This is a genomic window from Pseudoalteromonas denitrificans DSM 6059, assembly GCF_900112265.1.
In the GTDB taxonomy this organism is placed as follows: domain Bacteria; phylum Pseudomonadota; class Gammaproteobacteria; order Enterobacterales; family Alteromonadaceae; genus Pseudoalteromonas; species Pseudoalteromonas denitrificans.
Map to the genome: position 1 here is coordinate 1 of NZ_FOLO01000002.1, position 22,543 is coordinate 22,543.

General features: G+C 34.2%; 23 protein-coding genes and 1 rRNA gene. 17 read left to right on the top strand and 7 right to left on the bottom strand.

Annotation, left to right across the window (positions count from 1 at the left end; translation table 11 throughout):
• Window positions 1-103, top strand: a 5S ribosomal RNA gene (gene rrf / locus BM088_RS01455); the annotation flags it as partial.
• 102 nt (window positions 104-205) lie between these two features.
• Here rrf and BM088_RS01460 read toward each other — a convergent pair.
• Window positions 206-1,459 carry an NAD(P)/FAD-dependent oxidoreductase gene (locus BM088_RS01460; RefSeq protein ID WP_245763725.1) on the bottom strand — a complete coding sequence of 418 codons (1,254 nt, stop codon included), beginning with the start codon at window positions 1,457-1,459 and terminating at the stop codon, window positions 206-208.
• A 93-nt stretch (window positions 1,460-1,552) separates the two neighbouring features.
• Here BM088_RS01460 and BM088_RS01465 point away from each other — a divergent pair, with 93 nt between their 5' ends.
• The 4 genes from BM088_RS01465 (at window position 1,553) to BM088_RS01480 (ending at window position 5,834) form a co-directional block, all read left to right on the top strand.
• Complete coding sequence (locus tag BM088_RS01465) at window positions 1,553-2,464, top strand: dihydrodipicolinate synthase family protein (RefSeq protein ID WP_091979155.1); 912 nt, start codon at window positions 1,553-1,555, stop codon at window positions 2,462-2,464.
• 134 nt (window positions 2,465-2,598) lie between these two features.
• Entirely contained in the window at window positions 2,599-3,600 is a 1,002-nt protein-coding gene (locus BM088_RS01470; protein WP_091979157.1) for a 4-hydroxyproline epimerase, read from the top strand.
• A 10-nt stretch (window positions 3,601-3,610) separates the two neighbouring features.
• Complete coding sequence (locus tag BM088_RS01475) at window positions 3,611-5,092, top strand: aldehyde dehydrogenase (NADP(+)) (protein WP_091979159.1); 1,482 nt, start codon at window positions 3,611-3,613, stop codon at window positions 5,090-5,092.
• Window positions 5,093-5,177: 85 nt separating this feature from the next.
• Window positions 5,178-5,834, top strand: coding sequence for a GntR family transcriptional regulator (locus BM088_RS01480; protein WP_091979161.1), 657 nt, complete (start codon window positions 5,178-5,180; stop codon window positions 5,832-5,834).
• 59 nt (window positions 5,835-5,893) lie between these two features.
• On the opposite strand, the gene BM088_RS01485 is transcribed toward BM088_RS01480, so the two are convergent.
• From BM088_RS01485 to BM088_RS01510, 6 genes are all read right to left on the bottom strand, one after another.
• The gene (locus BM088_RS01485; RefSeq protein WP_091979163.1) at window positions 5,894-6,295 is read right to left on the bottom strand and encodes a hypothetical protein; all 402 of its coding nucleotides are present in this window, start codon (window positions 6,293-6,295) and stop codon (window positions 5,894-5,896) included.
• Window positions 6,296-6,385: 90 nt separating this feature from the next.
• The gene (locus BM088_RS01490; RefSeq protein WP_091979165.1) at window positions 6,386-6,748 is read right to left on the bottom strand and encodes a PilZ domain-containing protein; all 363 of its coding nucleotides are present in this window, start codon (window positions 6,746-6,748) and stop codon (window positions 6,386-6,388) included.
• 120 nt (window positions 6,749-6,868) lie between these two features.
• Window positions 6,869-8,056 carry a vWA domain-containing protein gene (locus BM088_RS01495; RefSeq protein ID WP_091979167.1) on the bottom strand — a complete coding sequence of 396 codons (1,188 nt, stop codon included), beginning with the start codon at window positions 8,054-8,056 and terminating at the stop codon, window positions 6,869-6,871.
• 18 nt (window positions 8,057-8,074) lie between these two features.
• The gene (locus BM088_RS01500) at window positions 8,075-8,911 is read right to left on the bottom strand and encodes an AAA family ATPase (protein ID WP_091979653.1); all 837 of its coding nucleotides are present in this window, start codon (window positions 8,909-8,911) and stop codon (window positions 8,075-8,077) included.
• Between the two features lie 68 nt (window positions 8,912-8,979).
• The gene (locus BM088_RS01505) at window positions 8,980-10,974 is read right to left on the bottom strand and encodes an LTA synthase family protein (protein WP_091979169.1); all 1,995 of its coding nucleotides are present in this window, start codon (window positions 10,972-10,974) and stop codon (window positions 8,980-8,982) included.
• Window positions 10,975-11,034: 60 nt separating this feature from the next.
• On the bottom strand, window positions 11,035-11,475 hold the full coding sequence (locus tag BM088_RS01510; RefSeq protein WP_245763726.1) for a hypothetical protein: 441 nt from the start codon (window positions 11,473-11,475) through the stop codon (window positions 11,035-11,037).
• Window positions 11,476-11,945: 470 nt separating this feature from the next.
• Between BM088_RS01510 and BM088_RS01515 the strand changes: the two genes are divergently transcribed.
• From BM088_RS01515 to BM088_RS01570, 12 genes are all read left to right on the top strand, one after another.
• Window positions 11,946-12,419 carry a DUF2947 domain-containing protein gene (locus tag BM088_RS01515; RefSeq protein WP_091979171.1) on the top strand — a complete coding sequence of 158 codons (474 nt, stop codon included), beginning with the start codon at window positions 11,946-11,948 and terminating at the stop codon, window positions 12,417-12,419.
• 68 nt (window positions 12,420-12,487) lie between these two features.
• Window positions 12,488-13,132: a hypothetical protein gene (locus tag BM088_RS01520; protein WP_245763727.1), complete on the top strand. Its 645-nt coding sequence runs from the start codon at window positions 12,488-12,490 to the stop codon at window positions 13,130-13,132.
• A 28-nt stretch (window positions 13,133-13,160) separates the two neighbouring features.
• Entirely contained in the window at window positions 13,161-13,451 is a 291-nt protein-coding gene (gene ftsB, locus BM088_RS01525) for a cell division protein FtsB (RefSeq protein WP_091979173.1), read from the top strand.
• A gap of 1 nt (window position 13,452) precedes the next feature.
• Window positions 13,453-14,181 (top strand): 2-C-methyl-D-erythritol 4-phosphate cytidylyltransferase, encoded by a 729-nt coding sequence (gene ispD, locus BM088_RS01530; RefSeq protein ID WP_091979175.1) that lies wholly within the window; start codon window positions 13,453-13,455, stop codon window positions 14,179-14,181.
• Window positions 14,182-14,183: 2 nt separating this feature from the next.
• Complete coding sequence (ispF, locus tag BM088_RS01535) at window positions 14,184-14,699, top strand: 2-C-methyl-D-erythritol 2,4-cyclodiphosphate synthase (RefSeq protein WP_091979177.1); 516 nt, start codon at window positions 14,184-14,186, stop codon at window positions 14,697-14,699.
• Window positions 14,699-15,745 (top strand): tRNA pseudouridine(13) synthase TruD, encoded by a 1,047-nt coding sequence (gene truD / locus BM088_RS01540; protein ID WP_091979180.1) that lies wholly within the window; start codon window positions 14,699-14,701, stop codon window positions 15,743-15,745. The genes ispF and truD overlap by 1 nt, the downstream gene beginning before the upstream one ends.
• Complete coding sequence (surE, locus tag BM088_RS01545) at window positions 15,742-16,512, top strand: 5'/3'-nucleotidase SurE (protein ID WP_091979182.1); 771 nt, start codon at window positions 15,742-15,744, stop codon at window positions 16,510-16,512. The genes truD and surE overlap by 4 nt, the downstream gene beginning before the upstream one ends.
• A complete protein-coding gene (locus BM088_RS01550; protein WP_091979185.1) occupies window positions 16,496-17,134 on the top strand; it encodes a protein-L-isoaspartate(D-aspartate) O-methyltransferase in 639 nt (212 codons plus the stop codon). The genes surE and BM088_RS01550 overlap by 17 nt, the downstream gene beginning before the upstream one ends.
• Before the next feature lie 63 nt (window positions 17,135-17,197).
• Entirely contained in the window at window positions 17,198-18,019 is an 822-nt protein-coding gene (locus BM088_RS01555) for a peptidoglycan DD-metalloendopeptidase family protein (protein WP_091979659.1), read from the top strand.
• 93 nt (window positions 18,020-18,112) lie between these two features.
• Window positions 18,113-19,057: an RNA polymerase sigma factor RpoS gene (gene rpoS, locus BM088_RS01560; protein WP_425439266.1), complete on the top strand. Its 945-nt coding sequence runs from the start codon at window positions 18,113-18,115 to the stop codon at window positions 19,055-19,057.
• 567 nt (window positions 19,058-19,624) lie between these two features.
• Window positions 19,625-20,848, top strand: a complete 1,224-nt coding sequence (locus tag BM088_RS01565; RefSeq protein WP_091979191.1) for an isochorismate synthase — start codon at window positions 19,625-19,627, stop codon at window positions 20,846-20,848.
• Window positions 20,841-22,541, top strand: coding sequence for a (2,3-dihydroxybenzoyl)adenylate synthase (locus BM088_RS01570; protein ID WP_245763728.1), 1,701 nt, complete (start codon window positions 20,841-20,843; stop codon window positions 22,539-22,541). Before BM088_RS01565 ends, BM088_RS01570 begins: the two co-directional genes overlap by 8 nt.
• Window positions 22,542-22,543 lie beyond the last annotated feature (2 nt).

Below are 22,543 nucleotides of genomic sequence, written 5' to 3' on the forward strand. Positions count from 1 at the left end.
AGCATTTTGGACCCACCTGACTCCATGCCGAACTCAGTAGTGAAACGAAATAGCGCCGATGATAGTGTGGGGTTTCCCATGTGAAAGTAGGACATTGCCAGGATCCAATTAAAGAAACCCGATACAGAAATGTATCGGGTTTTTTGCTTTTAAATTTTAATTTTTACTCATATTTAGTTTTTATATTAACAAGCAGCCTGAAATTTTAGAACCTGTCGATAGAAAATGGAGCAAGTGAGATTGATGTTTTTTTATTTAGCATACACTCTGTAATAAGCTCTGCATTTGTTGCAGCTAATGTTAATCCTAGATGTTGATGACCAAAAGAAAAATAAATATTATTGTGAACAGGTGACTGACCGATAACAGGTTTTGAGTCTGGTAAACTAGGTCGAAATCCCATCCAGCGACAATTTTCTGATTTATGTTTTGTTATTTTAGGCCAAATAGCATGGCCTGAAGGTAACAGCGCATTAGCTCTTTTTGGGTTCATGCCTTTTTCTAAACCTGCAAACTCAACAGTACCAGCTAAGCGTAAACCATCTCTCATGGGGGTCATTATAAATTTTCGTTCAAAAGAAACTATTGGACGAGTAGGTGGTGTGTTAGATTCAACCATATAGTGGTATCCTCGTTCAGTATCTAATGGGACTTTAAAACCTAGTTGCTTACAGAATATTTTACTATGGGCACCAGCTGCTAACAGTAGTTTATCAGCATGGAAGGTTTGATTCTTCGAAGTAATGTTTATTTGGTTAGCATTAGATTCAATATGTGTTATCTCAGTCTGAATAAACTTGACACCTAAACTTTTTGATTTTTTATAAATTTCTCTTGTCAGGGTTTCAGGGCAACAGGTATGTGCAACAGCTGTGAAATGGAGTGCCCAAGTTATACTGTTAGATATTCCAGGTTCAAGTTTATTAACTTCTTTTTTGTTTAATAGCTTAACAATCACACCTTCAGCTTGATACGCCTTCATAATTTTTAGGGCGATTGAATTCGATTCCGATTCAAATGTGAGTAGACTTCCTTTTTGATGAAATAACTCACCTAGATCCGTTTCCGTTATAAGTGTTAACCATGAATCTATCGCTATTTTGTTAATTGATTTTAACGCGGCTTTATTTGCGTTAAATTTATTGCTTCGCATATTGCTTAGAAACTTTAAAAACCAAGGAATAGCTTTATGAAAGTAATTAGGTGTAATACTAAATGGACCTAAAGGGTCAAGTAGCATTTTTGGTATTTGGGGAATAAGTGCTTTTTGCGCAAGAGGAAAAACTTGTTCAGTAGCAAAATGTCCTGCATTTCCTTTAGAACATCCTTGGGCAATGCCTTCTTTATCATATAAAGTTACTTGATATCCAGCCTGTTGAAGTCTATATGCTGCTGTTATACCGATTATTCCTGCACCAATCACAGCTATTTTTTCTGAACCTGAGTTTTGTCGTTTCATAATATATATTAAATAAAGGTTGTAATTGCATACAATATACATTAATTTGTGTTGTATACAATGTACTATATAATTATTTGTTAGGAAAATACAATGAAACCAAACTGGACAGGGGTATACCCGGCCGTATCAAACCAATTTAAAGAAAACTTCTCTATCGATTTTGCTGAAAATGCAGCTATGTGTGAAAACCTAATTAAAGAAGGAGTTCACGGTATTATTGTAAACGGTACTATTGGTGAAAATTGTTCTTTAACGGCTGAAGAAAAACGTCAAGTAATGAAGTCTGTTGTTGAAGTTGTTAATGGTCGTGTTCCTGTTATATCTGGTGTAGCTGAAACAACAACCGCTGCTGCAGTCCAATATGCTAAAGATGCAGAGGAAATTGGAATTGATGGTTTAATGGTATTACCTGGTATGGTTTATCGTTCAACAGAAAGAGAGGCTATTTACCATTATCAACAAGTCGCTCGTGGTACAGCACTTCCTATCATGATCTATAACAATCCAGTTACGTATGGTGTAGATGTTTCTATTGAAGGTATGAAAGTATTAGCTGAAGAAGCTAACATTGTTTCTGTTAAAGAAGCAACTGAAGATACGCGTCGCATCACTGAGCTTAAACGAGCATTCGGCGATCGTTTTATTATTTTTGGTGGTGTGGATGATATTGCGCTTGAAAGTTTAATGCTTGGTGCTACAGGTTGGATTTCAGGTTTAACAAATGTATTCCCACGAGAGTCTGTTGCTATTTACAACCTCGCTAAGCAAGGTCGGTATGAAGAAGCACGTGAAATTTGGTCTTGGTTTTTACCCTTATTACGTTTAGATACTATTCCAACATTAGTGCAATGTATTAAATTAGCTGAACAACTTGCTGGCCGTGGTTCGGAAAGAACGCGTGCACCACGTATGCCGTTAACTGGTGAGGCACGTTCACAAGTCGAAAGTTTATATCAAGAAGCAATCGATAATCGTATTAACTTATCTAAATTTGATCTGTAATTCCCCGAGGATTAGCCATCCTTGATTGGCTTGAGCCTGTTTGAGTTATCTTAAACAGGCATTTTAATATCATTAGGTAAGTTAAAAGTGGAATTAATTTATGGATATGGCGGTTAATTTTTTAGGTAGATGAAATGAAGAAAGGAACATTTTTTTGTATTGATGCGCATACATGTGGTAACCCTGTTCGATTAGTGACATCTGGTCACCCTGAGCTTGAAGGTGAAACGATGGGAGAAAAACGGATTCATTTTTTGAAAGAGTTTGATTGGATCAGGAAAGGTTTAATGTTTGAACCTCGTGGGCATGACATGATGTCTGGCGCATTTTTATACCCCCCATGTTCAAAAGACTCAGATGCTGCAATTTTATTTATAGAAACCTCAGGATGTTTACCTATGTGTGGTCATGGCACTATTGGTGCTATTACAGCAGGTTTAGAGGCAGGTTTAATTCAAGGTAAAGAAAGTGGTAAATTAAAAATTGATGTCCCTGCGGGTCAAATAAATGTTGAATACCAGATAACAGATAAAAAAGTTGACTGGGTGAAAATTTTTAACATTGCATCCTATTTAGTCCACCAAAATTTAAAAATTAATGTACCAGATTTAGGTGAAATAACATTAGATATTGCCTACGGTGGTAATTTTTACGCCATTATAGAACCCCAAAAAAATTACCCCGGGCTTGAAAGTTTTTCACCTGAAAAAATACTTAAATACAGTCCAAAAATCCGTGATATAGCAGGGAAAGCTGTTAAATGTATTCATCCTGAAGATCCTAAAGTTAATGGTTTGTCTCATGTGCTTTGGACTGGTAAACCTCAAAAAGAAGGTTCAAGTGCTGCTAATGCTGTTTTTTATGGTGATAAAGCAATTGATAGATCTCCATGTGGCACTGGCACTTCAGCACGAATGGCACAATTATTTACCAAAGGTTTATTAAAACAGAATCAAGAGTTTGTTCATGAAAGTATTATTGGTAGTCAGTTTGTCGGTTGTATTGAGCAAGTTACAGAAGTTTCAGGAATAACGGCAATCATGCCATCAATTAGAGGTTGGGCTCAGGTAACAGGAAATAATCAAATAATTATTGATGATGATGATCCATATGCCTCTGGTTTTCAATTAGTTTAGGAGAATAAATATGTTATCTGGATTATGTTTTATTGGCGGTCAATGGCAAGCAGATACTGAAGATACGTTTAATGCGATTAATGCTACGGATCACACTAAATTGTCTACTGAATTTGTAAATTGTAGTGATAGCCAATTAATAAATGCTTGTGAGTTGGCAGAGGAGGCTTTTTTCATTTATCGTAAAAAATCGGTTCAGCAACGTGCTGACTTTATAAATGAAATAGCTGAACAATTGGTTAGAGTTGAAGGTTTGTTATTAGAACTAACAACATTGGAAACCGGTCTTCCTGAGGCTCGAATTCAAGGAGAGTTGGGTCGTACAGTTAATCAACTTAGATTATTTGCAAATAATATTACTAAAGACAGCACTGAAATTGCCCATGATGTTGCTTTGCCTGAACGTGCTCCTTTACCTAGGCCTGAATTAAAATTAGGCCAATTGCCTTTAGGACCTGTGGCTGTATTTGGAGCAAGTAATTTTCCATTAGCGTTTAGTACTGCAGGCGGCGATACTGCTTCGGCATTAGCTGCTGGCTGCCCTGTTATATTTAAATCTCATTCTGCGCACCCAGGCACATGTGAAATTGTTACTAAAGCAATAGAAATTGCAATTAATAATTGTGAAATGCCAAAAGGTGTTTTTGCGTTAATTCATAGTAAAGCATATGAGATTAGTCATTCATTGGTTAAAAACCCTAAAATTAAAGCCGTTGGTTTTACTGGTTCTTATCGCGTGGGCATGGCACTACAAGAAAGTATTTATAAACGTAAAGAGCCTATTCCATTTTATGGAGAGTTAGGATCTGTAAATCCTCAGTTGATTTTACCTGGCTTTATCACAGATGGAGCCGATGTTGTTGCGCAAGAATTTGTAACTTCGATGAATATGGGGTGTGGACAATTTTGTACGAACCCTGGTCTATGGTTAGTAAGTGAATCTGAACAAGCTCTTTTTGAAAAAGCATTAACAAATAAAATTCAATCCAGCCCAGCACAGACTATGTTAACTCCCGCAATGCTAACAGCTTATCAATTAGGCTGTGAGAAACTTAATGTTGAAGTTACTTTATTAGCTAAAGGGTTAGTTGAAGATAAAAAAGCGACAACACATTTATTTGTTACATCAGCTGAGGCTTTTATTAAGAATGATAAATTATCTGATGAGGTTTTTGGTCCAGCATCTTTAATCGTAACTTATAAAGATTTAGAACAAGCAGCGCAATTAATATCTATTATTGATGGACAGCTAACCGCTTCTGTTCATGGGTCAAATCAAGTTATTAATGAAAATAAAGCCTTGATAGAGGTATTATCTTATAAAGTAGGACGTTTGATTTTCAATCAGATGCCTACAGGTGTAGAGGTAAGTGATGCCATGATGCACGGTGGACCATTTCCATGCTCAACTGATATACGAAGTACTTCTGTTGGATCTCAAGCTATTCAACGCTTTTTAAGACCAATCTGTTATCAAAACTCCCCAATCTAAATAAAAGGCTGCTCATAGAGTGGCCTTTTTTTTTCAAAACGTTAAACTAGAGTAATAATTATTAAAAATAAAGAAATAAAAAAATATGGCTCTGGCATATAAAACACGAACCGAATTTGTTGTAGATGCAATTCGAGAAAAGATATTAAAAGGTGAAGTGAAAGCTGGTCAGCCACTACGTCAAGCTGCTTTAGCTGAAGATCTTGATGTAAGCCGAATTCCTGTTAGAGAAGCATTGTTACAATTAGAAGCGGAAGGTTTAGTTAAATTTCAGGCACATAAAGGTGCAATTGTTACGGAATTAAATGCCAGCCATGTTGATGAGTTATTTGAATTAAGAGCTATGCTTGAATCTGATTTATTAGCACGTTCTATACCTAATTTAACAAGTGAAGACTTTGAACAAGCCGAAAGTATATTAATAGAGCTTGAAGATGCTTTGCAGCATGAAGACAGCACAAATATTTGGGCAGATTTAAATAATCATTTTCATGCTTGTTTGTATAAAGGCAGCGATCGCCCACAAACACTTGATATTGTGAATACGCTTAATAAAAATTCAGATCGTTATATTCGCATGCATCTAATGTTGGCGGGTGGTATAAAAAAGGCAGGACCTGAACATAGACAGCTTCTTGATTATTGTAAATCAGAAAATATTAAAAGTGCGAGTCAGTTATTAAAACAACACATATTAGGCGCAAAAGAAGAAATTAAAGCGTTATTAGTGGATAAGGGGTAGTTTCAACTTACAAATAAATGATATCTAAAAAGATGGCTTTTATTTTTGATGATTTAGGGTTATGAATGATAGTATTTTTTGTTATTACGTAACCTTTTTTTCTTTTTTTTAGTATAACGATTATTTATCCGCATAAATAATATCCACCCTGCAAAAATGCATAAAATAAATGCAAAAACAGCCGCTATTTTATTATCAATCCAAGTTATTATTAATATGCCAAAAAGAAAACATGCAAAAGGTTTTAAGTTGTAAAGTATTTTGTGACGATCAATATTATGCCTAGTATATTCATTATCGGAGCGTCTGAAATGAGATCTGATATTCCAAACTAAAGAACCAACGATAAAAAATAATCCACCAGAAATTGATGCAAAAAATGAAGGTTCAAAGGTGATTAGTCCATATCCTGCAGCAAAATATAAATAAGGTAAACTTTCATAAACAGGTCTACTAAGCATAATAATCGAGTTTTATTTGGTGTGGTTAAATATTAGACGATAATGTGTCGTTCTAAAAGTAATACTGAGGAAAGGGCCCTGAAAGAAGTTTTATTCAGGGTGAGCTAAAGCATCAAGCTCTCTATTTAATAACGCATCGTCACCAACATTAAGTTCAATTAAGCGCTTTAAATGTGTTGCACTATCTATATCAATTTGTTCACACAATAAACCTAAATATTGCTCTTTTTCGTGTACTACACTGGTATTCATCGTAAGTTCAATATCACTTTGAGCAAGTGTAAAGGTTAATAAAAGTGACTTTATTTCGTTATCTTTCCACTCTTTTGGTTTTTTTACTAAAGCGCCTTTTAATGACAAGTCAATGAGTTCAGTAGACCATACTTTACCCATATCAGAAAGATGAACTGGGGTTGAAAATATAATTCTTGTAAAATGACGTCTATCTTGCATGATGAAAACTCATTATGTTAATTAAAGTATCGAAATACTTATTTATAAATTACCTACTTTCGTACTTAAGAATAGTCTGTTTTATCATGAGTTGGTAGTCATTATCATGACTTTAGCTAATCAAGTTAGTTTATTTATACCTTCACTAATACCTTCTAATGTCAGAGGGTACATTCTATTTGTCATAAGCTCTTTAATCATATTGATTGAGTGGTAATAATTCCAATGTTCTTTTGGTTGTGGGTTTAGCCATATCGCTTTGTCAAAATGGTTTGTAATGCTGTTCATCCAAACTGTCCCCGGTTCTTCATTCCAATGCTCAACACTGCCACCTGGATAAGCTATTTCATATGGACCCATAGTAGCGTCTCCTACAAATATTACTTTATAATCTTTACCAAAACGATTGATCACTTCTTTGGTACTCAAGGTTTCATGACGTCGGCGCTTATTATCTTGCCAGACATGTTCATATAAACAATTATGAAAATAAAAAAATTCTAAGTATTTAAATTCACTATGTGCTGCGCTAAATAACTCCTCACAAGTTTGAATGTAATCATCCATTGAGCCACCAATATCAAAAAACATTAATACTTTTACTGCGTTATGTCGTTCAGGGTGCATTTTTACATCTAACATGCCCCCTTGTGCTGCAGTAGCGATGATTGTGGCGTTGAGATCTAACTCATCACTTGCACCTGTCCTAGCAAATTTTCTAAGCTTTTTAAGGGCTAATGTCATTGTACGAGAACTAATTTGAGCATTAGCATCAAAATTTTTAAATTCACGTTTGTCCCAAACCTTTACTGCTTGACGGTTTTTATTACCATCTTGACCAATTCGAACACCTTCAGGGTTATAACCATATGCACCAAAAGGGGAAGTTCCTCCTGTTCCAACCCATTTATTACCACCAGCATGACGCTTTTGTTGTTCTGCTAAGCGTTCCTTCAAAGTTTTCATTAACTCATCAAGGCCGCCTAAACTCTCGATTTTTTGTTTTTCTTCTTCTGTTAAGTGCTTTTCAAATTCTTTGCGTAACCAATCCGCTGGCAGTTGATTCTGTTGTTTCAATTGTTCAAATAAATCTATACTTTCGATGCCTTCAAAATACAGAGCAAAAGCTTTATCAAATTTATCAAATTGTGTTTCATCTTTAACCATAATTGTACGGGCTAAATAATAAAAAGCATCAATATCGGCAAATACAACGCCTTGTTTTAATGCACGTATTAAGTCGAGTAATTCACGGGTACTGACTGGTAAATTGTATTTTTTTAAAGTAAGAAAAAACTCAATTAGCATAATTTAAATTCTTAAAGGTTATCTGCGACTCATGAAGGCTAACTTCTCTAAAAGAGATATATCTTGTTCATTTTTAAGTAATGCACCAAACATTGGCATTAAACCAGCACTATTGTTTTTATCATGTAATGCTTCGGGTGATATATCTTCAGCTAACAATAGTTTTAACCAGTCAAGTAGTTCACTGGTTGAAGGTTTCTTTTTAAGGCCGTTTATTTCACGGAGATTAAAAAAGGTTTCAAGTGCGGCTGTAACTAGATTTTGTTTTATATCAGGGTAATGAACATCAATAATTTGTTGCATTTCTGAAGTTGTAGGAAAGTTTATGTAATGAAAGAAGCAACGACGTAAAAAAGCATCTGGAAGTTCTTTTTCATTATTAGAAGTAATAATAACGATAGGTCGTTGCTTTGCAACGATACGCTCTTGAGTTTCATATACATAAAACTCCATCTTATCAAGTTCAAGTAATAAGTCATTTGGAAATTCGATGTCGGCTTTATCTATTTCATCGATTAATAGTATAGGCCTTTTTGTTGCATCAAATGCTTGCCATAATTTGCCTTTAACTATGTAGTTTCCAATGTTATTTACTTTTTCATCACCTAATTGGCTATCTCGTAAACGAGATACAGCATCATATTCATATAAACCTTGTTGTGCTTTAGTCGTTGATTTTATATGCCATTGTATTAAGTCAGTTCCTAATGCTTCAGCCAGTTCTTCGGCTAACATCGTTTTACCTGTACCAGGCTCGCCTTTAATTAATAATGGTTTTTCTAAAAGAATCGCTGCGTTTACTGCAAGTTTTAATGATTTACTTGCAATATAGTTTTTGGTACCAGTGAACTGCATGATGATTACCTCTAAGTGGTCTGATGAGGTAATCATCTCATAGTTTATATTTATTCCAAAACTGAAACTTAGTTTGTTATTTCTTTGTGCATTAACATATTCCAACTTACGCCCATATAGTGACGGTATTTAGAGGTTAATTCTGGGTTTTGTTTAATGGCTTGAGGCCAAACTAAGTTCTTTTGTTTGTGACCATCCCAAGAGTTTAAGTTTACATCAGGAATGATAGACCAAACTTTCTCTTTATTAAGTGCTTTTTGATAACCAATAGCAATTTCATTACCTTGTTTTAGTTGCATGGCTTTACCAATACTGGAATATTGAAAATCTTTTTTAGCGATAAGCTCTATAATGGTTGGTGCTATATCTAAATGATTGCCTATATGGTTTTCGTTAAATTTTACTGAATTAACATTCATACCACTCAATACAAAAGGGACAGATGATAGCTCTAGTAAATTAGGTTTTGCATTAAAATATCTGCGACCATAATGATCTCCAGTGATTGCAAATAGTGATTTGGGTGTTTTAATTTTTTGATTTTCGATAAAGTTCGACATGGCCAGATCTGAAAACCACAAGTGTCCCAATGTATTGGCGGATAATGCATTTTCTTGTTGTAAATTTTGAGGGTAATCTTGATTATTTTTAAAGTGATAACCTTTAGATTCTAAATCAAGGTTAAAAGGCCCATGATATGAGGTTGTTAATATAATGTTGAAGCTGGGCTTTGTTGTGTTGGTATTTTTAGCTATAAAATTAAATAATTGGTCATCATCTATACCCCATGCACCGGCACTTCCTTTTCCACCAGCATTAGCTGCAGAATAAACATGACTAGCACCTTGGTTTTTAACATAGCTTCCTATATTTTGCCATGACAATAAACCACCGTAATAAAAGTTAGTTTCATACCCTAAAGCTTGAAATTGTTTGAAAATTGAAGTTGAACTAGCTGGACCAACGGCACCTATTCGGCTCATGTTTACGCCTGAATAGGGAATGCCTGAAATAATACTTGCCAAGGAGTTCATTGTGCTACTTGCTGCGGGTAGAAATCGTTTAAAATTGACCCCTTGTTTCGCTATTTTTCTTAATCCATCAGTAATATGTAATTCAGTATATTTTTCTTGTAGCGGCCAAGAATCATAACTTTCCATAATGATTAAAAAAATATGTTCTGGTTTATCAATTGCGGCACCATGTGCACTTTTTTGTAAATAGTCGCTAATATGCTTGTTATTTGAATCAGTTGAAAAAGTGTGCTTTAAACTTTCTTCGAATTCATTTTCTTTAATATATGGATTGATATTTGAGTTGCCACTGACTTTTTTAAAGTCCTTATAAGCATACATAAGCGACCTATTAGGGTTTATTATGATCTTATTTAAGAAAGGATCACTAGTGACACTCGCCCACTTCCTCATTGCGGGACGAGACTCTAATGAACCTCTGGCTGCGGCTACAAAGCTTAAAAAAATCAATGTACTTACAATTATTTTTGTAGAAGTTGAATTTAATTTAGATAAATAAAATGGTGCTTCAATAGAACGATTGATGTTGGTAAGTAATTTATGACTACCGTAAATAAGCAAAACAAAAACAAAAAAACTGGTTATTGGATGATATTGCCCCCAGATAGTTTTTGCTACAGCCAATTGATCATCATATAAACCTTCAAATAAAAAATAATTAAATAGACTATTATATTCAGCAAAATAACTAATACTAATCACACATAATGCACTTGTAATAATATAAAAGACATAACTAAACTTTATTGTTAACCAATTTACTAAATTTTTATGGCCAAACGGCTGTAATAACATATTAGCTAAAAATGGGATAGCTAAAAAAATTCCAACTGCGGCTGAATCAAATTTAAAGCCAGTTTGCATTGCTTGTAAATATTCGAACCAAGAGGTTTGTTCATTAACTTGATCTTGAAAAGTAAAAAAGAGGATAATTCTAAAACTACCCAAAAATAAAACACCTGATAACCAAATAGTTAAGATTTTACTCATTTCACTAAAGTAATTATGCCACTGACTTTTAACTTCCATTTATATTCCGGTTTCTAATTTTGAAGGATGAGATTTTGTATTTTTTAATTATATAAAAAATTAGCTTTCTTGAGTACAGTTGATTTTTAAAGCAGAATTAATGGTAACTTTATTTGTTTCTTTTACTTTAACGCAACCTCCTTTAAATGATATTTTCTCTTCTTGGATTAAAGTAAAAAAACCTTTCTCTTGAGAGTATAGTTGATACTCAAAAGCGTTATTACTTCCTTCTATAATAGAGGTTGTAATTGCACCAACTAAAACTCCAGCAAGTATTCCAGAAATCATATCTTGATGATTGCCATCTAGATTATCAGCTAAACCTAGTACACCTCCAACAGTTGTCATTTCACCCACTTTTGAAGGTAGTTTCATTTTTGATATTGATTCTACCGATGCATAATACTCTTTTATTATTTTATTTTGTTCTGCTCTTTCAAAGCTTTGAGATGCACAACCTGTTAGTACAATGAGAGAAAGTAATAATGATTTTTTTATCATGGTTGAATCCTGATTAACTTGAAATTTAATTTTAAATTCTTACGATGTAAAAATCTGAATGGAAGTTGTAAAAAAGTGTAATTTGGCACATATCATTGTAGAGTTTTTATTGTTTGATAAAAAAATTATATAGCCATGCAAGTTTAAGAAGCAGGATTCAGTTGGAGTTAGAGATATTTTTAAGAGCTGGTTATAGGTTCCAAGTATAGTGCTTTCATGGAGGCAAAACATTGATTGAAGAGGATGGTTAGTCCCTTTTAAAAATGAATAACGCAGCGTAAGGCATTTCTAAACCAACCTTACATGAACAATGCAAGAACATATTGTTGGTCCATCTTTTTTAAGGAATCTTCATTAATATTAAGGTGCGCCTAGATCATGAATTCTCAGCAGTCTTGAAACTCGTATATTGAAGTGGTTTGGGTATATAATGCGGGCGTTTATTATTCTCCTCATTGAAAGTGTAAAATATGAATTATATTTCGTTAAATGATTATAAGAAGGCATGGGTTTTTCGTCATAAAGATTTACCAATTGATTCTGAAGACTTTGTAAAAATAAAACCTATGAGCGAAGCACGTTCTGCGAACTTATGGGCTAGTTTTATTAGTAATGAAAATGATCATCCTGATTTTTTTAAATCTTCTGATTGGCCTGGTAATGATAACAACTGGTCTGATAGTGTTGAATGGGAAAAGCCTTGGGAAAGAGATGAAGATCAATTACCACTAGAAATACTTGAGCATTTAAATTGGGATAATAATACAGTTATTTATTTTTGCATTAGTCGCAGAGATGTAATTGAATCTAGTTGGGGTGTATTTAAACGTTACTGGAAGAATTTTTTATTTATGAGTGATGGTAGTATTTTAATTGGAAAGAAACGTAAAGAAGCTGTTCAATTTATGGAAAATGGCCAAGCAAAATTAGGAATAAAACCCTAAACCTTTGAAGTTTAAATTTTTATATGTTTTTTTGATGTTTATTTTATAGGCTATTATGATATAACTAATTGTTAACTAAGTTTGAGATTAAGTCATTGCCAGAACAGCTAAAATTGCAACCAGACCTTCTTGATAAAGGTGAGAATCATCTTGTTTATATTGAGTTATGTAATGCACTTTATGCCCGAGAAGTGGTAAGATTAAGTCGTGAATTAGATGAAATTAGATTACGAAAGTTATTAATAAGTTTACCTTATTATATTGAACGTGCTTCAGAGTCTATTTTACAAGGAAATAGTCCTTTACAATTAGATGGTCAAAATGGATGTTGGATTGCAAAGCAAAAAATTAAAACTCCCAATTTTGATAAAACAGTAAATAATCAGTTTTATACTAAAGCTTCTTTTCCTGGTTTTATTTTACCTTTAGCTGTACTAAATAAAGGTGAATTAATGATTAAAATTGATTGTTTGGATCAAGTGAAAAAAGATAAAATTCATTGCAATGAACATGGATGGTTTGAATTATCTGGTCAAGCAATTGATGCACAAAATGCTTATATTTTAAAACCTTCAAAAACAGTTATGACGGCTGCATGTTGTGGGCACCGATGGTGTCAAGGGAAAAGAGTTACACCACGTTTATTATCATTACGAGAAATGCTATTGGCGGCCCGTATTAACTGGCTTAATTTTACTAAACCACTCACTTAGGTTAGCCCCTAAAAACCGGAGAACCCGAATGAGGCTATTTCAAATAGGGTTGCTGTGTTTATTTCTTTTTTTACAGTATAAGTTATGGTTTGGCCATAATAGCGTAAGAGACTATACCAGATTACAAATTGCAGTTAAAAAACATCAAAAAATCAATGATAAACTTATAAAAAGAAATAAACTTTTAACCGCAGATATTAAAGATTTAAAAACAGGTTTAGAAGGTGTCGAAGAGCGTGCTCGTAATGAATTGGGATTAATTAAACCCGGAGAAACCTTTTTTCGTTTATTACCTAAAAAGCAGTTAACAAAGAATTGAAATGACAATAGAAGCTAATTTAAATATTTTTGCAATTGTTCCAGCTGCTGGTACTGGCAGTAGAATGAAAAGCAATTTACCTAAACAATATATAACAATTAATCAAAAAACAGTATTAGAACATACCCTAAATAAGCTGTCTTACATTAAGAATATTAATTCAATTACAGTTGCGATTAGCCCTGATGATGAGTTTTATCAAGATCTTAAAATTGAAAATCCAAAAATACAAACTGTATATGGGGGAAATAGCCGAGCTATCTCTGTCTTAAATGCTCTTAATAGTTTGAACACTGATACTAAAAAAAAACCAGACTGGGTTTTAGTGCATGATGCAGCAAGACCTCTAGTATGTCCTGACGATATAAATAAACTTATAAATTTAGCTATATCAAAGCAAAAAGGTGGCATATTAGCGTGTAAAGTAAAAGACACTATCAAAAAAAGTGTCGGCAAAATGCAATTAGATTGTGTATCTGAAACGGTTTCAAGAGAATTTTTATGGCAAGCTATGACACCGCAAATATTTAAGTTTGAACAATTACACCAAGCATTATCTGATGCTTTAACACAAAATATAGACATTACAGATGAGGCCTCGGCAATGGAATGGGCTGGTTTTGAAGTTATGCTGGTGGCTGGACGCTCCGATAATATAAAAATAACCACACCTGAAGATTTGCAATTAGCTAATTTTTATTTATCTCAAAAAAAAAGTAAATTGGAGTAACAATGCTACGCATAGGACATGGTTTTGATGTGCATAAGTTTGGCGGTAAAGGTCCTTTAACTATCGCAGGTGTGAAAATTGATTATGCTCAGGGTTTTGTTGCGCATTCAGATGGTGATGTTGCGATTCATGCATTATGTGATGCTATTTTGGGGGCGCTGGCCTTAGGTGATATTGGTAAGCATTTTCCTGATACTGCAAGTGAATATAAAAATATTGATAGCAGAATTTTGTTACGCCATGTTGTTGAACTTGCTATAGAGCTAGGTTATAGCATAGGAAATACGGATATAACTATTATTGCTCAAGCACCAAAAATGCTGCCTCATATTGAAAATATGAGAACAATTTTAGCTGAAGATTTACGGATAAAAACTACACAAGTCAATGTGAAAGCCACAACAACCGAAGGTTTAGGTTTTGAAGGTCGTAAAGAGGGAATTTCAAGCCATGCAGTGGTGATTTTACAAAAAATGAATATGACAAACTCAATAGATATAGCCAGAAGTGATTCATAATGAATGGTTTAAATTTTTCTGACTTAAATTATTTATACGGCAAACCTCTTGCCCTGGCTGATTTCAAACAAGAAGCGGAAGACTTTATCGTTGATGAAATACTGGGTTTTGAATTAACTGGCGAAGGTGAACATGTTTGTTTACAAATTGTTAAGAAAGGTGAAAATACGCAATTTGTAGTAAAAAAATTGGCTGAATTTGCACAAACATCTCCCAAAAATGTAAGTTACGCGGGCTTAAAAGATAGACATGGTGTATGTAGCCAATGGTTTAGTGTGCCTGTACCTATTAAAAAAGATATAGATTTTACTAAACTTAACAGTGATAGCTTATTTGTACTTGTGCAAAAACGTCATAGTAGAAAACTGAAAACTGGATGTCATAAAGGAAATAAATTTACCATTAGGTTAAGAAATGTAACAGAACCACTCGATATATTATGTCGTATTAATGCAGTAAGGAATGGCGTACCAAATTATTTTGGTCCACAGAGGTTTGGCCATGATGGACACAACCTTGATATGGCAAAACGTATGTTTGGTGGTGAGGTAATCAGAGATCGTAAACTCAGAGGTTTGATAATTTCAGCTGCGCGTTCATTTGTATTTAATCAAATTGTTAATCTACGTGTCTCAGCACATGGTTTAGCTAAGACTTTACCACAAGAAGTTTTTATGCTCAGTGGAAGTAATGCGTTTTTTAAAGAAGATATTAATACTCAAACCATTGACCGACTTGCAAGTGGTGATATCTGTCTATCGGCTCCTATGATAGGTTTAGGTGATAAAGGTTTAACGGAACAAGAGTTATTATGGTTGGAAGATTATAAAGAGTGGCGTGAAGGTTTAATTGAGTTAGGTTTAAAAACTGAAAGAAGAACATTAAAACTGATTCCAAAAGGTTTAACTGTGGTTCAGGAAAGTGAGTCAGAATTGGTGTTAGAGTTTGAATTGAATAAAGGCTGTTTTGCAACTTCAGTATTACGTGAATTAGTCAATTGTACGGATACTTCACTTAAAAATAGAATTGAAAAGGATGATAAATGAAAATTTTATTAAGTAATGATGATGGTGTACATGCTAAGGGCATATTCATTCTGTATCAGGCCTTGTCAAAAATTGCAGATGTAACTGTGGTTGCACCAGATAGAAACTGCAGTGGCGCTAGTAATTCATTGACCTTGTTAAACCCACTTAGAGCAACAACTTTGGATAATGGTTTTGTTTCTGTAAATGGTACCCCAACTGACTGTGTTCATTTAGCTCTGAATGAATTATTAGATCATACTCCAGATTTAGTGATTGCAGGTATCAACAACGGTGCTAATTTAGGTGATGATACTTTATATTCAGGTACCGTTGCAGCTGCTACTGAAGGACGCCATATGGGCTTACCAGCAATTGCGGTATCATTGTGTTCTAAAAAGGAAGAAAACTATTATACGGCTGCTGCAGTAACGCTAGAATTGATTTCACAGTTAGGTTCTCATCCACTACCAAACGATCAAATCATTAATATTAATGTCCCTGATATTCCTGTGTCAGAATTAAAGGGTTTAAAAGTAACACGTTTAGGATCGAGGCATAAAGCTGAAACCATGAGTAAGCAGAAAGATCCTTGGGGACGAGATATTTACTGGTATGGTAGTTTAGGTAATGCTTTAGATGCAGGAGAAGGAACCGACTTTTTCGCTGTGAAACAAGGCTTTGCATCGATAACGCCTTTAAATGTCGATATGACTGCAAAAAATAGCCTGGATGTAATGCAAGGGTGGATAAATTCAATGGAGCTAACTGGTGTTGAGAAACTTTAATCATAGTGCGCATGCATTAGCGCAAAAATTATTTGAAGAAGGTATAAATCAACAAGCTGTATTAGATGCTATAGCATCAATACCAAGACATCATTTTGTGGATGAAATTTTAGCACACAAAGCATATGAAAATACGGCTTTACCTATAGGTTTGGGACAAACGATTTCTCAACCTTATATCGTTGCTAAAATGACGCAGGTACTATTAGAACAAGGCGTTAAAACTAAGGTACTTGAGATTGGCACTGGCTCTGGTTATCAAAGTGCGATATTAGCAAAAGTATTCACAAAAGTTTATTCTGTAGAGCGTATAAAATCTTTACAATGGCAAGCTAAACGAAGACTTCAAAATTTAGACTTATACAATGTAAGTATGAAACATGGGGATGGCTGGTTGGGTTGGCAGGCAAAGGCACCTTTTGATGGCATTATTGTAACCGCGGCTGCAGCTCAAGTACCGCAAGATTTACTTAATCAATTGGCTGATAATGGGATTTTGATCTCTCCTATTGGTGAAGATAATCAAAAATTAATAATGTTTAAACGTCAAGGTAATCGTTTTATTCAGCAAGAATTAGAAGCAGTGAGGTTTGTTCCTTTGATCTCAGGCGACATAGCTTAACTTTCTCTATAAAAAGATATTGTTTTGCTATTTTGTTTTAAGGAGTTAAATAAAAATAATATGATGCACAAAATATACACACTTTTTATTATTATATTGTGCATCTTTACTTCTGCATGTACCCAAAGAGGAACACCTGCTCCTGTAAGTAACCTTTCTACAGATCCGACCAGATTGAAACAAAAAATTAAAATTAAGGGCGAAAGTTATATTGTTCAAAAAGGTGAAACGCTTTATTCAATTTCATTTCGAGCAAATAAAGATTTTAGAGATCTCGCTAAGATCAACGGGATCCCTAAACCTTACAAGATCTTTCCAGGTCAAAAAATAAGCTTAACCACCTTGTTGCGAAAAGATAAAAAGTATAAAAAATCACCAGAAAAATCTATATTATCTACAAGTTATAAACATAAAAATAACAAGATATCAAAGAAAGATCTTGAACAGCCAAAAAAAGCGGAGTATGTTCAAAAAGAAGCCAAAAAATTATCAATAACAAAAAAAACTCATTACGCTACAAAAGTAGGCTGGAATTGGCCCGCAAAAGGTAAAGTGATTCGACGTTTTTCTAATAAAGATAATGGCTATAAAGGAGTTCTTATTGCTAATAAGCGGGGTACTTCAATCCGCTCTGCATCTGATGGTGTTGTTGTTTATGCTGGAAGTGCATTAAAAGGTTATGGGCAGTTAATTATTGTAAAACATAATGATGATTACTTAAGTGCATATGCTCATAATAAACGTTTGTTAGTGAAAGAAAAACAGGAAGTTAAAGCTGGGCAATTGATAGCAGAGATGGGTAGTAGTGGTACCAAGATGACAGGATTAAGATTTGAGATCCGTTACCGAGGTAAGTCAGTGAATCCTGTGAAATATTTGCCTTAGTATTAGTTCAAGTGTGTTGTACGTATAAAAGATATTTTACTACTCAGGAGAATGCTTATGGGTAATACAGCTGAAACTATTAAGGAGATAGCTATGGATGTCAAAATGGATGATATACAAGAAAATGAACCAAGCACTGAAATACTTGAAAAAGTAGAAGTTGAAGAGGCCGTAGAAGAGACTTGCAAAGCTGAGACCGTAAAAAATTTAGATGCTACTCAGCTGTATTTAGGTGAGATTGGTTTTTCCCCTTTATTATCAGCAGAAGAAGAAGTGTATTTTTCACGTAAAGCCTTAAAGGGTTGTGAAGCGTCAAGAAAGCGAATGATTGAAAGTAATTTACGATTAGTTGTAAAAATAGCTCGTCGTTATAATAATCGTGGTTTAGCATTGTTAGATCTTATCGAGGAAGGCAATTTAGGGCTTATTCGTGCTGTTGAAAAATTTGATCCTGAACGTGGTTTTAGGTTCTCAGCGTATGCAACTTGGTGGATCAGACAAACGATTGAGCGTGCGATAATGAATCAAACTCGTACGATTAGGTTGCCAATACATGTTGTTAAAGAGCTTAATGTATATTTACGCACAGCAAGAGAATTAACACAGACACTTGATCATGAAGCCACTGCTGAAGAAATAGCCCAGAAACTAGATCGTCCTGTAGAAAATGTGAATAAAATGCTGCGCTTGAATGAAAGGATTGGTTCAGTAGATACTCCTATAGGTGGTGATTCAGATAAAGTATTGCTTGATATCTTGGCTGATGAAAAAAGTGGCGGTCCAGATACAAGAATACAAGAAGATGATATTAAAGATAATATTATTCACTGGCTAGAAGAGCTTAACTCAAAACAAAGAGAAGTTTTAGCGCGAAGATTTGGTTTGTTAGGCTATGAACCTTCAACACTTGAGGACGTAGGTAAAGAAATTGGCTTAACTCGTGAGCGTGTTCGACAAATTCAGGTAGAAGCATTACGTCGTTTGAAAGAAGTTTTAAGTCACCAAGGCTTGAGTATTGAGTCCTTATTCCAGCAATAAATTTCAATCATATTACATTCTAAAAAAGGTTTACTCTTGAGGGTAAGCCTTTTTTGTTTCTACTAATATTAATTCGATTTAATATATAATTTTTGCTAAATAAACACTCGCTGTGTGTGAGTAGAATGCAGGTATTTAGGTCTATCTGGGAACTAAAAACTGTGTTTAAATCTTAATAGTCAGTTATTGCTCTGAAAATTTATACTCATTTATATTTGATCATCAACTTAATAGAATTGGCATAACTGATAAAATTTAATTATTCCCTTCAATATCTAAAGTTTAAAACCCTTAAAGTTCATTTTTAATACTGTTCTCTTTAAGTTTTAGTATCCAAATCAACTTTTTTACTAAAAAAAATAAATATTTTCACTTTGAATTTAAAATTTTAATCCTTTGTATTTAATCTATTTTTATACTTTTCTAGAATATTACCTCTAATAAAAACACTAATACGAATAGATCTCATTATTGATATTGAAATGAGAATCATTTAAAGTCTTCCGCTCCGATAATCCATTCAACTAAAACTAATTTTGTTAGGTTGAAAAATTGAGGCTAGGCATCATGGCTGAATGTACTTTAAGTAGTTCTGATATTAAAAAAAATGATTCTTCATTAATAAATCAATATGTTACAGGTGAAAGTGCTTATTTTTCGTCGCCAACAAATGCTATTTTAGCGCATCCACCTTTTGCAAATTTACTTGATGTAGGCATCAAAAATTTAAGCCAACAGGTTGTTGAATCTTTACGTTTTGCAACTGAACTCGGTCATTCAGATCCAATTGTCATTGGTGCCATTCCTTTTGATACTTCAAAACCTTCTGCTTTGAGGTTGAGTACAGGATTTAGCTTTGAAAAAGAAACTAGTGCGTTTAATCATACCGTGGCTTCAACATATCAAGCTACTGATATTGGTAAAGTTTCTATCAAAACCGTTCCTTCGTCAAATGAATTTGTAGGTGCTGTGTTTAATGCGTTAGAGCGCTTTTCACGAAAAGAGCTTGATAAAGTAGTCTTATCTCGTACTTTGCAGCTTGATAGTGAGCATGATGTTGATATTGCTTCTGTATTAAAAAGGCTTAAAAATGGCAATGCAAATGGTTATACCTTTGCTGTGCCTGCAAACCAACATGAACATAAACTTTGTAAAAAAACCTTATTAGGTGCCAGTCCTGAGTTATTAATTAAAAAAATAGGCAATAAAATAATCGCTAACCCTTTGGCTGGCTCTGAGCCAAAACAAGGAGATATTAAAGCCGATAAATTAATTACAGATCAGCTTATGAACTCTAAAAAAGATAGATATGAGCATGCTTTAGTTATCAAATCTATTGCACAAGCACTTAAACCCCTTTGTAAAAGTATAAATATTCCGAAAGAACCTTCTTTAATTGCAACTGAAACGATGTGGCATCTATCAACCAAAATTGAGGGAGAGCTTAAGTCTTCTAATATCACTTCATTAGACGTTGCAATGGCAATGCATCCAACGCCTGCCATAGGAGGATTCCCTACCAAAGCAGCTATAACTGCAATTGATGAAATAGAAACATATGACAGAAAACTATTTACAGGCATGGTGGGCTGGTGTGATTTATCTGGAGATGGGGAATGGGTTGTAACAATACGCTGTGCAGAGATCGAAAATAATAAAGCGACTCTTTATGCCGGAGCCGGCATAGTTGAAGGGTCTATTCCGGAAAAAGAGCTTGCAGAAACCGGTGCTAAATTTAATACCATGTTAAATGCGCTTGGAATTGATGTTAAGGGCCAAGACATTGAATAATTTACGTGAGACAAGCCTTGAATATACGCCTTGGCCAAGTAATTTTGTTGCACGTTATAAATCTGCAAAGCTCTGGCAAGAAAGTATCTTAGGTGAGCTACTTAAACCGCATTTAAACAAAAATAAACTGGCAATAATTGACGATCATATAGGGTGGACTTATCAAGAATTAGAGCGTAACTCTGATCTTCTAGCCTCGACTTTTTTAAAAATGGGTTTAGGGCAAGGAGATAAAGTGGTTGTTCACTTGCCTAACTGTTGTGCACTTTTTGAATTGCTTTTTGCGTTATTTAAAATTGGTGCCAGCCCAATAATGGCTTTACCGACGCATAGGTATGGCGAAATTTCATATTTTTGTGAATTTACACAAGCTAAAGCTTATATAGGTTCAGCACAACTTAATGAGCAGGTTAATGATTCTGTTCTGAATCAGCTAATAGATAATAAGTTAATTAAATTTGGTTATACATTTGATTTCAATGAAAACTTCATAAGTTTAAACCATGAATTAAAAAGCCAGACTGATGATTTAGAATTACTCAATAAAGTTAAAGTAGTTCCTTCAAATATTGCACTTTTTCAATTATCAGGGGGGACGACTGGTGTTCCTAAATTGATACCTCGTACTCACTATGATTATTTATATAGTGTTATTGGAAGTAACAAAATTTGTAATATTAATCAAAATTCAGTTTACCTGGCTGTTTTACCTGTTTGTCATAATTTCCCTATGAGTTCACCTGGTGCATTAGGCGTCTTTGCTGCTGGTGGGACTTTAGTGCTCAGTAATTCAGGTGCACCCGATAATGCTTTTAGTTTAATTGAGCAATATAAAGTGACTATTTCAGCGTTAGTTCCTCCTCTTGCAATTACTTGGTTAAGTGCTTTTGAGACGCGTAAAAATGAAAAAAATTGTCCTGATATATCAAGTTTACAAGTACTTCAGGTTGGTGGCGCTAAGTTTAGTTTTGAGGCTGCTAAACGTGTAGAACCTATTTTAGGCTGTACTTTACAGCAAGTGTTTGGCATGGCTGAGGGCTTAGTAAACTATACGCGACTTAATGATGACGTTGAAACAATCTTATCAACGCAAGGTCGGCCTATTTCTGAATTTGATGAAATTAAAATTTTGGATGACGATGATAATTTAGTTTTACAGGGGGAAATAGGACATTTATTAACACGGGGTCCTTATACCATTAGGGGTTATTACAAAGCTGCTGAACACAATTTAAAAGCGTTTACTTCTGATGGTTTTTATCGCACAGGGGATCTTGTGCGTGAAAATGAAAATGGATATTTAATTGTTGAAGGCCGTGCGAAAGATCAAATCAATAAAGGGGGAGAAAAAGTAGCAGCCGAAGAATTGGAAAACTATCTACTTTCTCATTCAAGCGTTTTTGATGCAGCGGTTGTTGCAATGCCAGATGAATATTTAGGAGAGCGAATTTGTGCCTTTGTGATTGCAAAAACACAGTTATGCTCACCACTTAAATCAATTGATTTAAATAAATTTTTACGCTCTAAACAACTTGCACAATTTAAATATCCTGATCGTTTTGAAATCGTAAAATCTTTTCCAAAAACTAAATTTGGCAAAGTAGATAAAAAAGCCTTACGTATACAAATTAGTGAAAAATTAAATAAATTATCAGCTCAACTGAGCCAATCTTCAATTGCTGAAAAAGGGTAATA

Bases quoted from the DNA above. Each gene is read 5' to 3' on its own strand.
- BM088_RS01460 (WP_245763725.1), bottom strand. From the start codon at position 1,459: ATGAAACGACAAAACTCAGGTTCAGAAAAAATAGCTGTGATTGGTGCA.
- BM088_RS01465 (WP_091979155.1), top strand. From the start codon at position 1,553: ATGAAACCAAACTGGACAGGGGTATACCCGGCCGTATCAAACCAATTT.
- BM088_RS01470 (WP_091979157.1), top strand. From the start codon at position 2,599: ATGAAGAAAGGAACATTTTTTTGTATTGATGCGCATACATGTGGTAAC.
- BM088_RS01475 (WP_091979159.1), top strand. From the start codon at position 3,611: ATGTTATCTGGATTATGTTTTATTGGCGGTCAATGGCAAGCAGATACT.
- BM088_RS01480 (WP_091979161.1), top strand. From the start codon at position 5,178: ATGGCTCTGGCATATAAAACACGAACCGAATTTGTTGTAGATGCAATT.
- BM088_RS01485 (WP_091979163.1), bottom strand. From the start codon at position 6,295: ATGCTTAGTAGACCTGTTTATGAAAGTTTACCTTATTTATATTTTGCT.
- BM088_RS01490 (WP_091979165.1), bottom strand. From the start codon at position 6,748: ATGCAAGATAGACGTCATTTTACAAGAATTATATTTTCAACCCCAGTT.
- BM088_RS01495 (WP_091979167.1), bottom strand. From the start codon at position 8,056: ATGCTAATTGAGTTTTTTCTTACTTTAAAAAAATACAATTTACCAGTC.
- BM088_RS01500 (WP_091979653.1), bottom strand. From the start codon at position 8,911: ATGCAGTTCACTGGTACCAAAAACTATATTGCAAGTAAATCATTAAAA.
- BM088_RS01505 (WP_091979169.1), bottom strand. From the start codon at position 10,974: ATGGAAGTTAAAAGTCAGTGGCATAATTACTTTAGTGAAATGAGTAAA.
- BM088_RS01510 (WP_245763726.1), bottom strand. From the start codon at position 11,475: ATGATAAAAAAATCATTATTACTTTCTCTCATTGTACTAACAGGTTGT.
- BM088_RS01515 (WP_091979171.1), top strand. From the start codon at position 11,946: ATGAATTATATTTCGTTAAATGATTATAAGAAGGCATGGGTTTTTCGT.
- ftsB (WP_091979173.1), top strand. From the start codon at position 13,161: ATGAGGCTATTTCAAATAGGGTTGCTGTGTTTATTTCTTTTTTTACAG.
- ispD (WP_091979175.1), top strand. From the start codon at position 13,453: ATGACAATAGAAGCTAATTTAAATATTTTTGCAATTGTTCCAGCTGCT.
- ispF (WP_091979177.1), top strand. From the start codon at position 14,184: ATGCTACGCATAGGACATGGTTTTGATGTGCATAAGTTTGGCGGTAAA.
- truD (WP_091979180.1), top strand. From the start codon at position 14,699: ATGAATGGTTTAAATTTTTCTGACTTAAATTATTTATACGGCAAACCT.
- surE (WP_091979182.1), top strand. From the start codon at position 15,742: ATGAAAATTTTATTAAGTAATGATGATGGTGTACATGCTAAGGGCATA.
- BM088_RS01555 (WP_091979659.1), top strand. From the start codon at position 17,198: ATGCACAAAATATACACACTTTTTATTATTATATTGTGCATCTTTACT.
- rpoS (WP_425439266.1), top strand. From the start codon at position 18,113: ATGGATGTCAAAATGGATGATATACAAGAAAATGAACCAAGCACTGAA.
- BM088_RS01565 (WP_091979191.1), top strand. From the start codon at position 19,625: ATGGCTGAATGTACTTTAAGTAGTTCTGATATTAAAAAAAATGATTCT.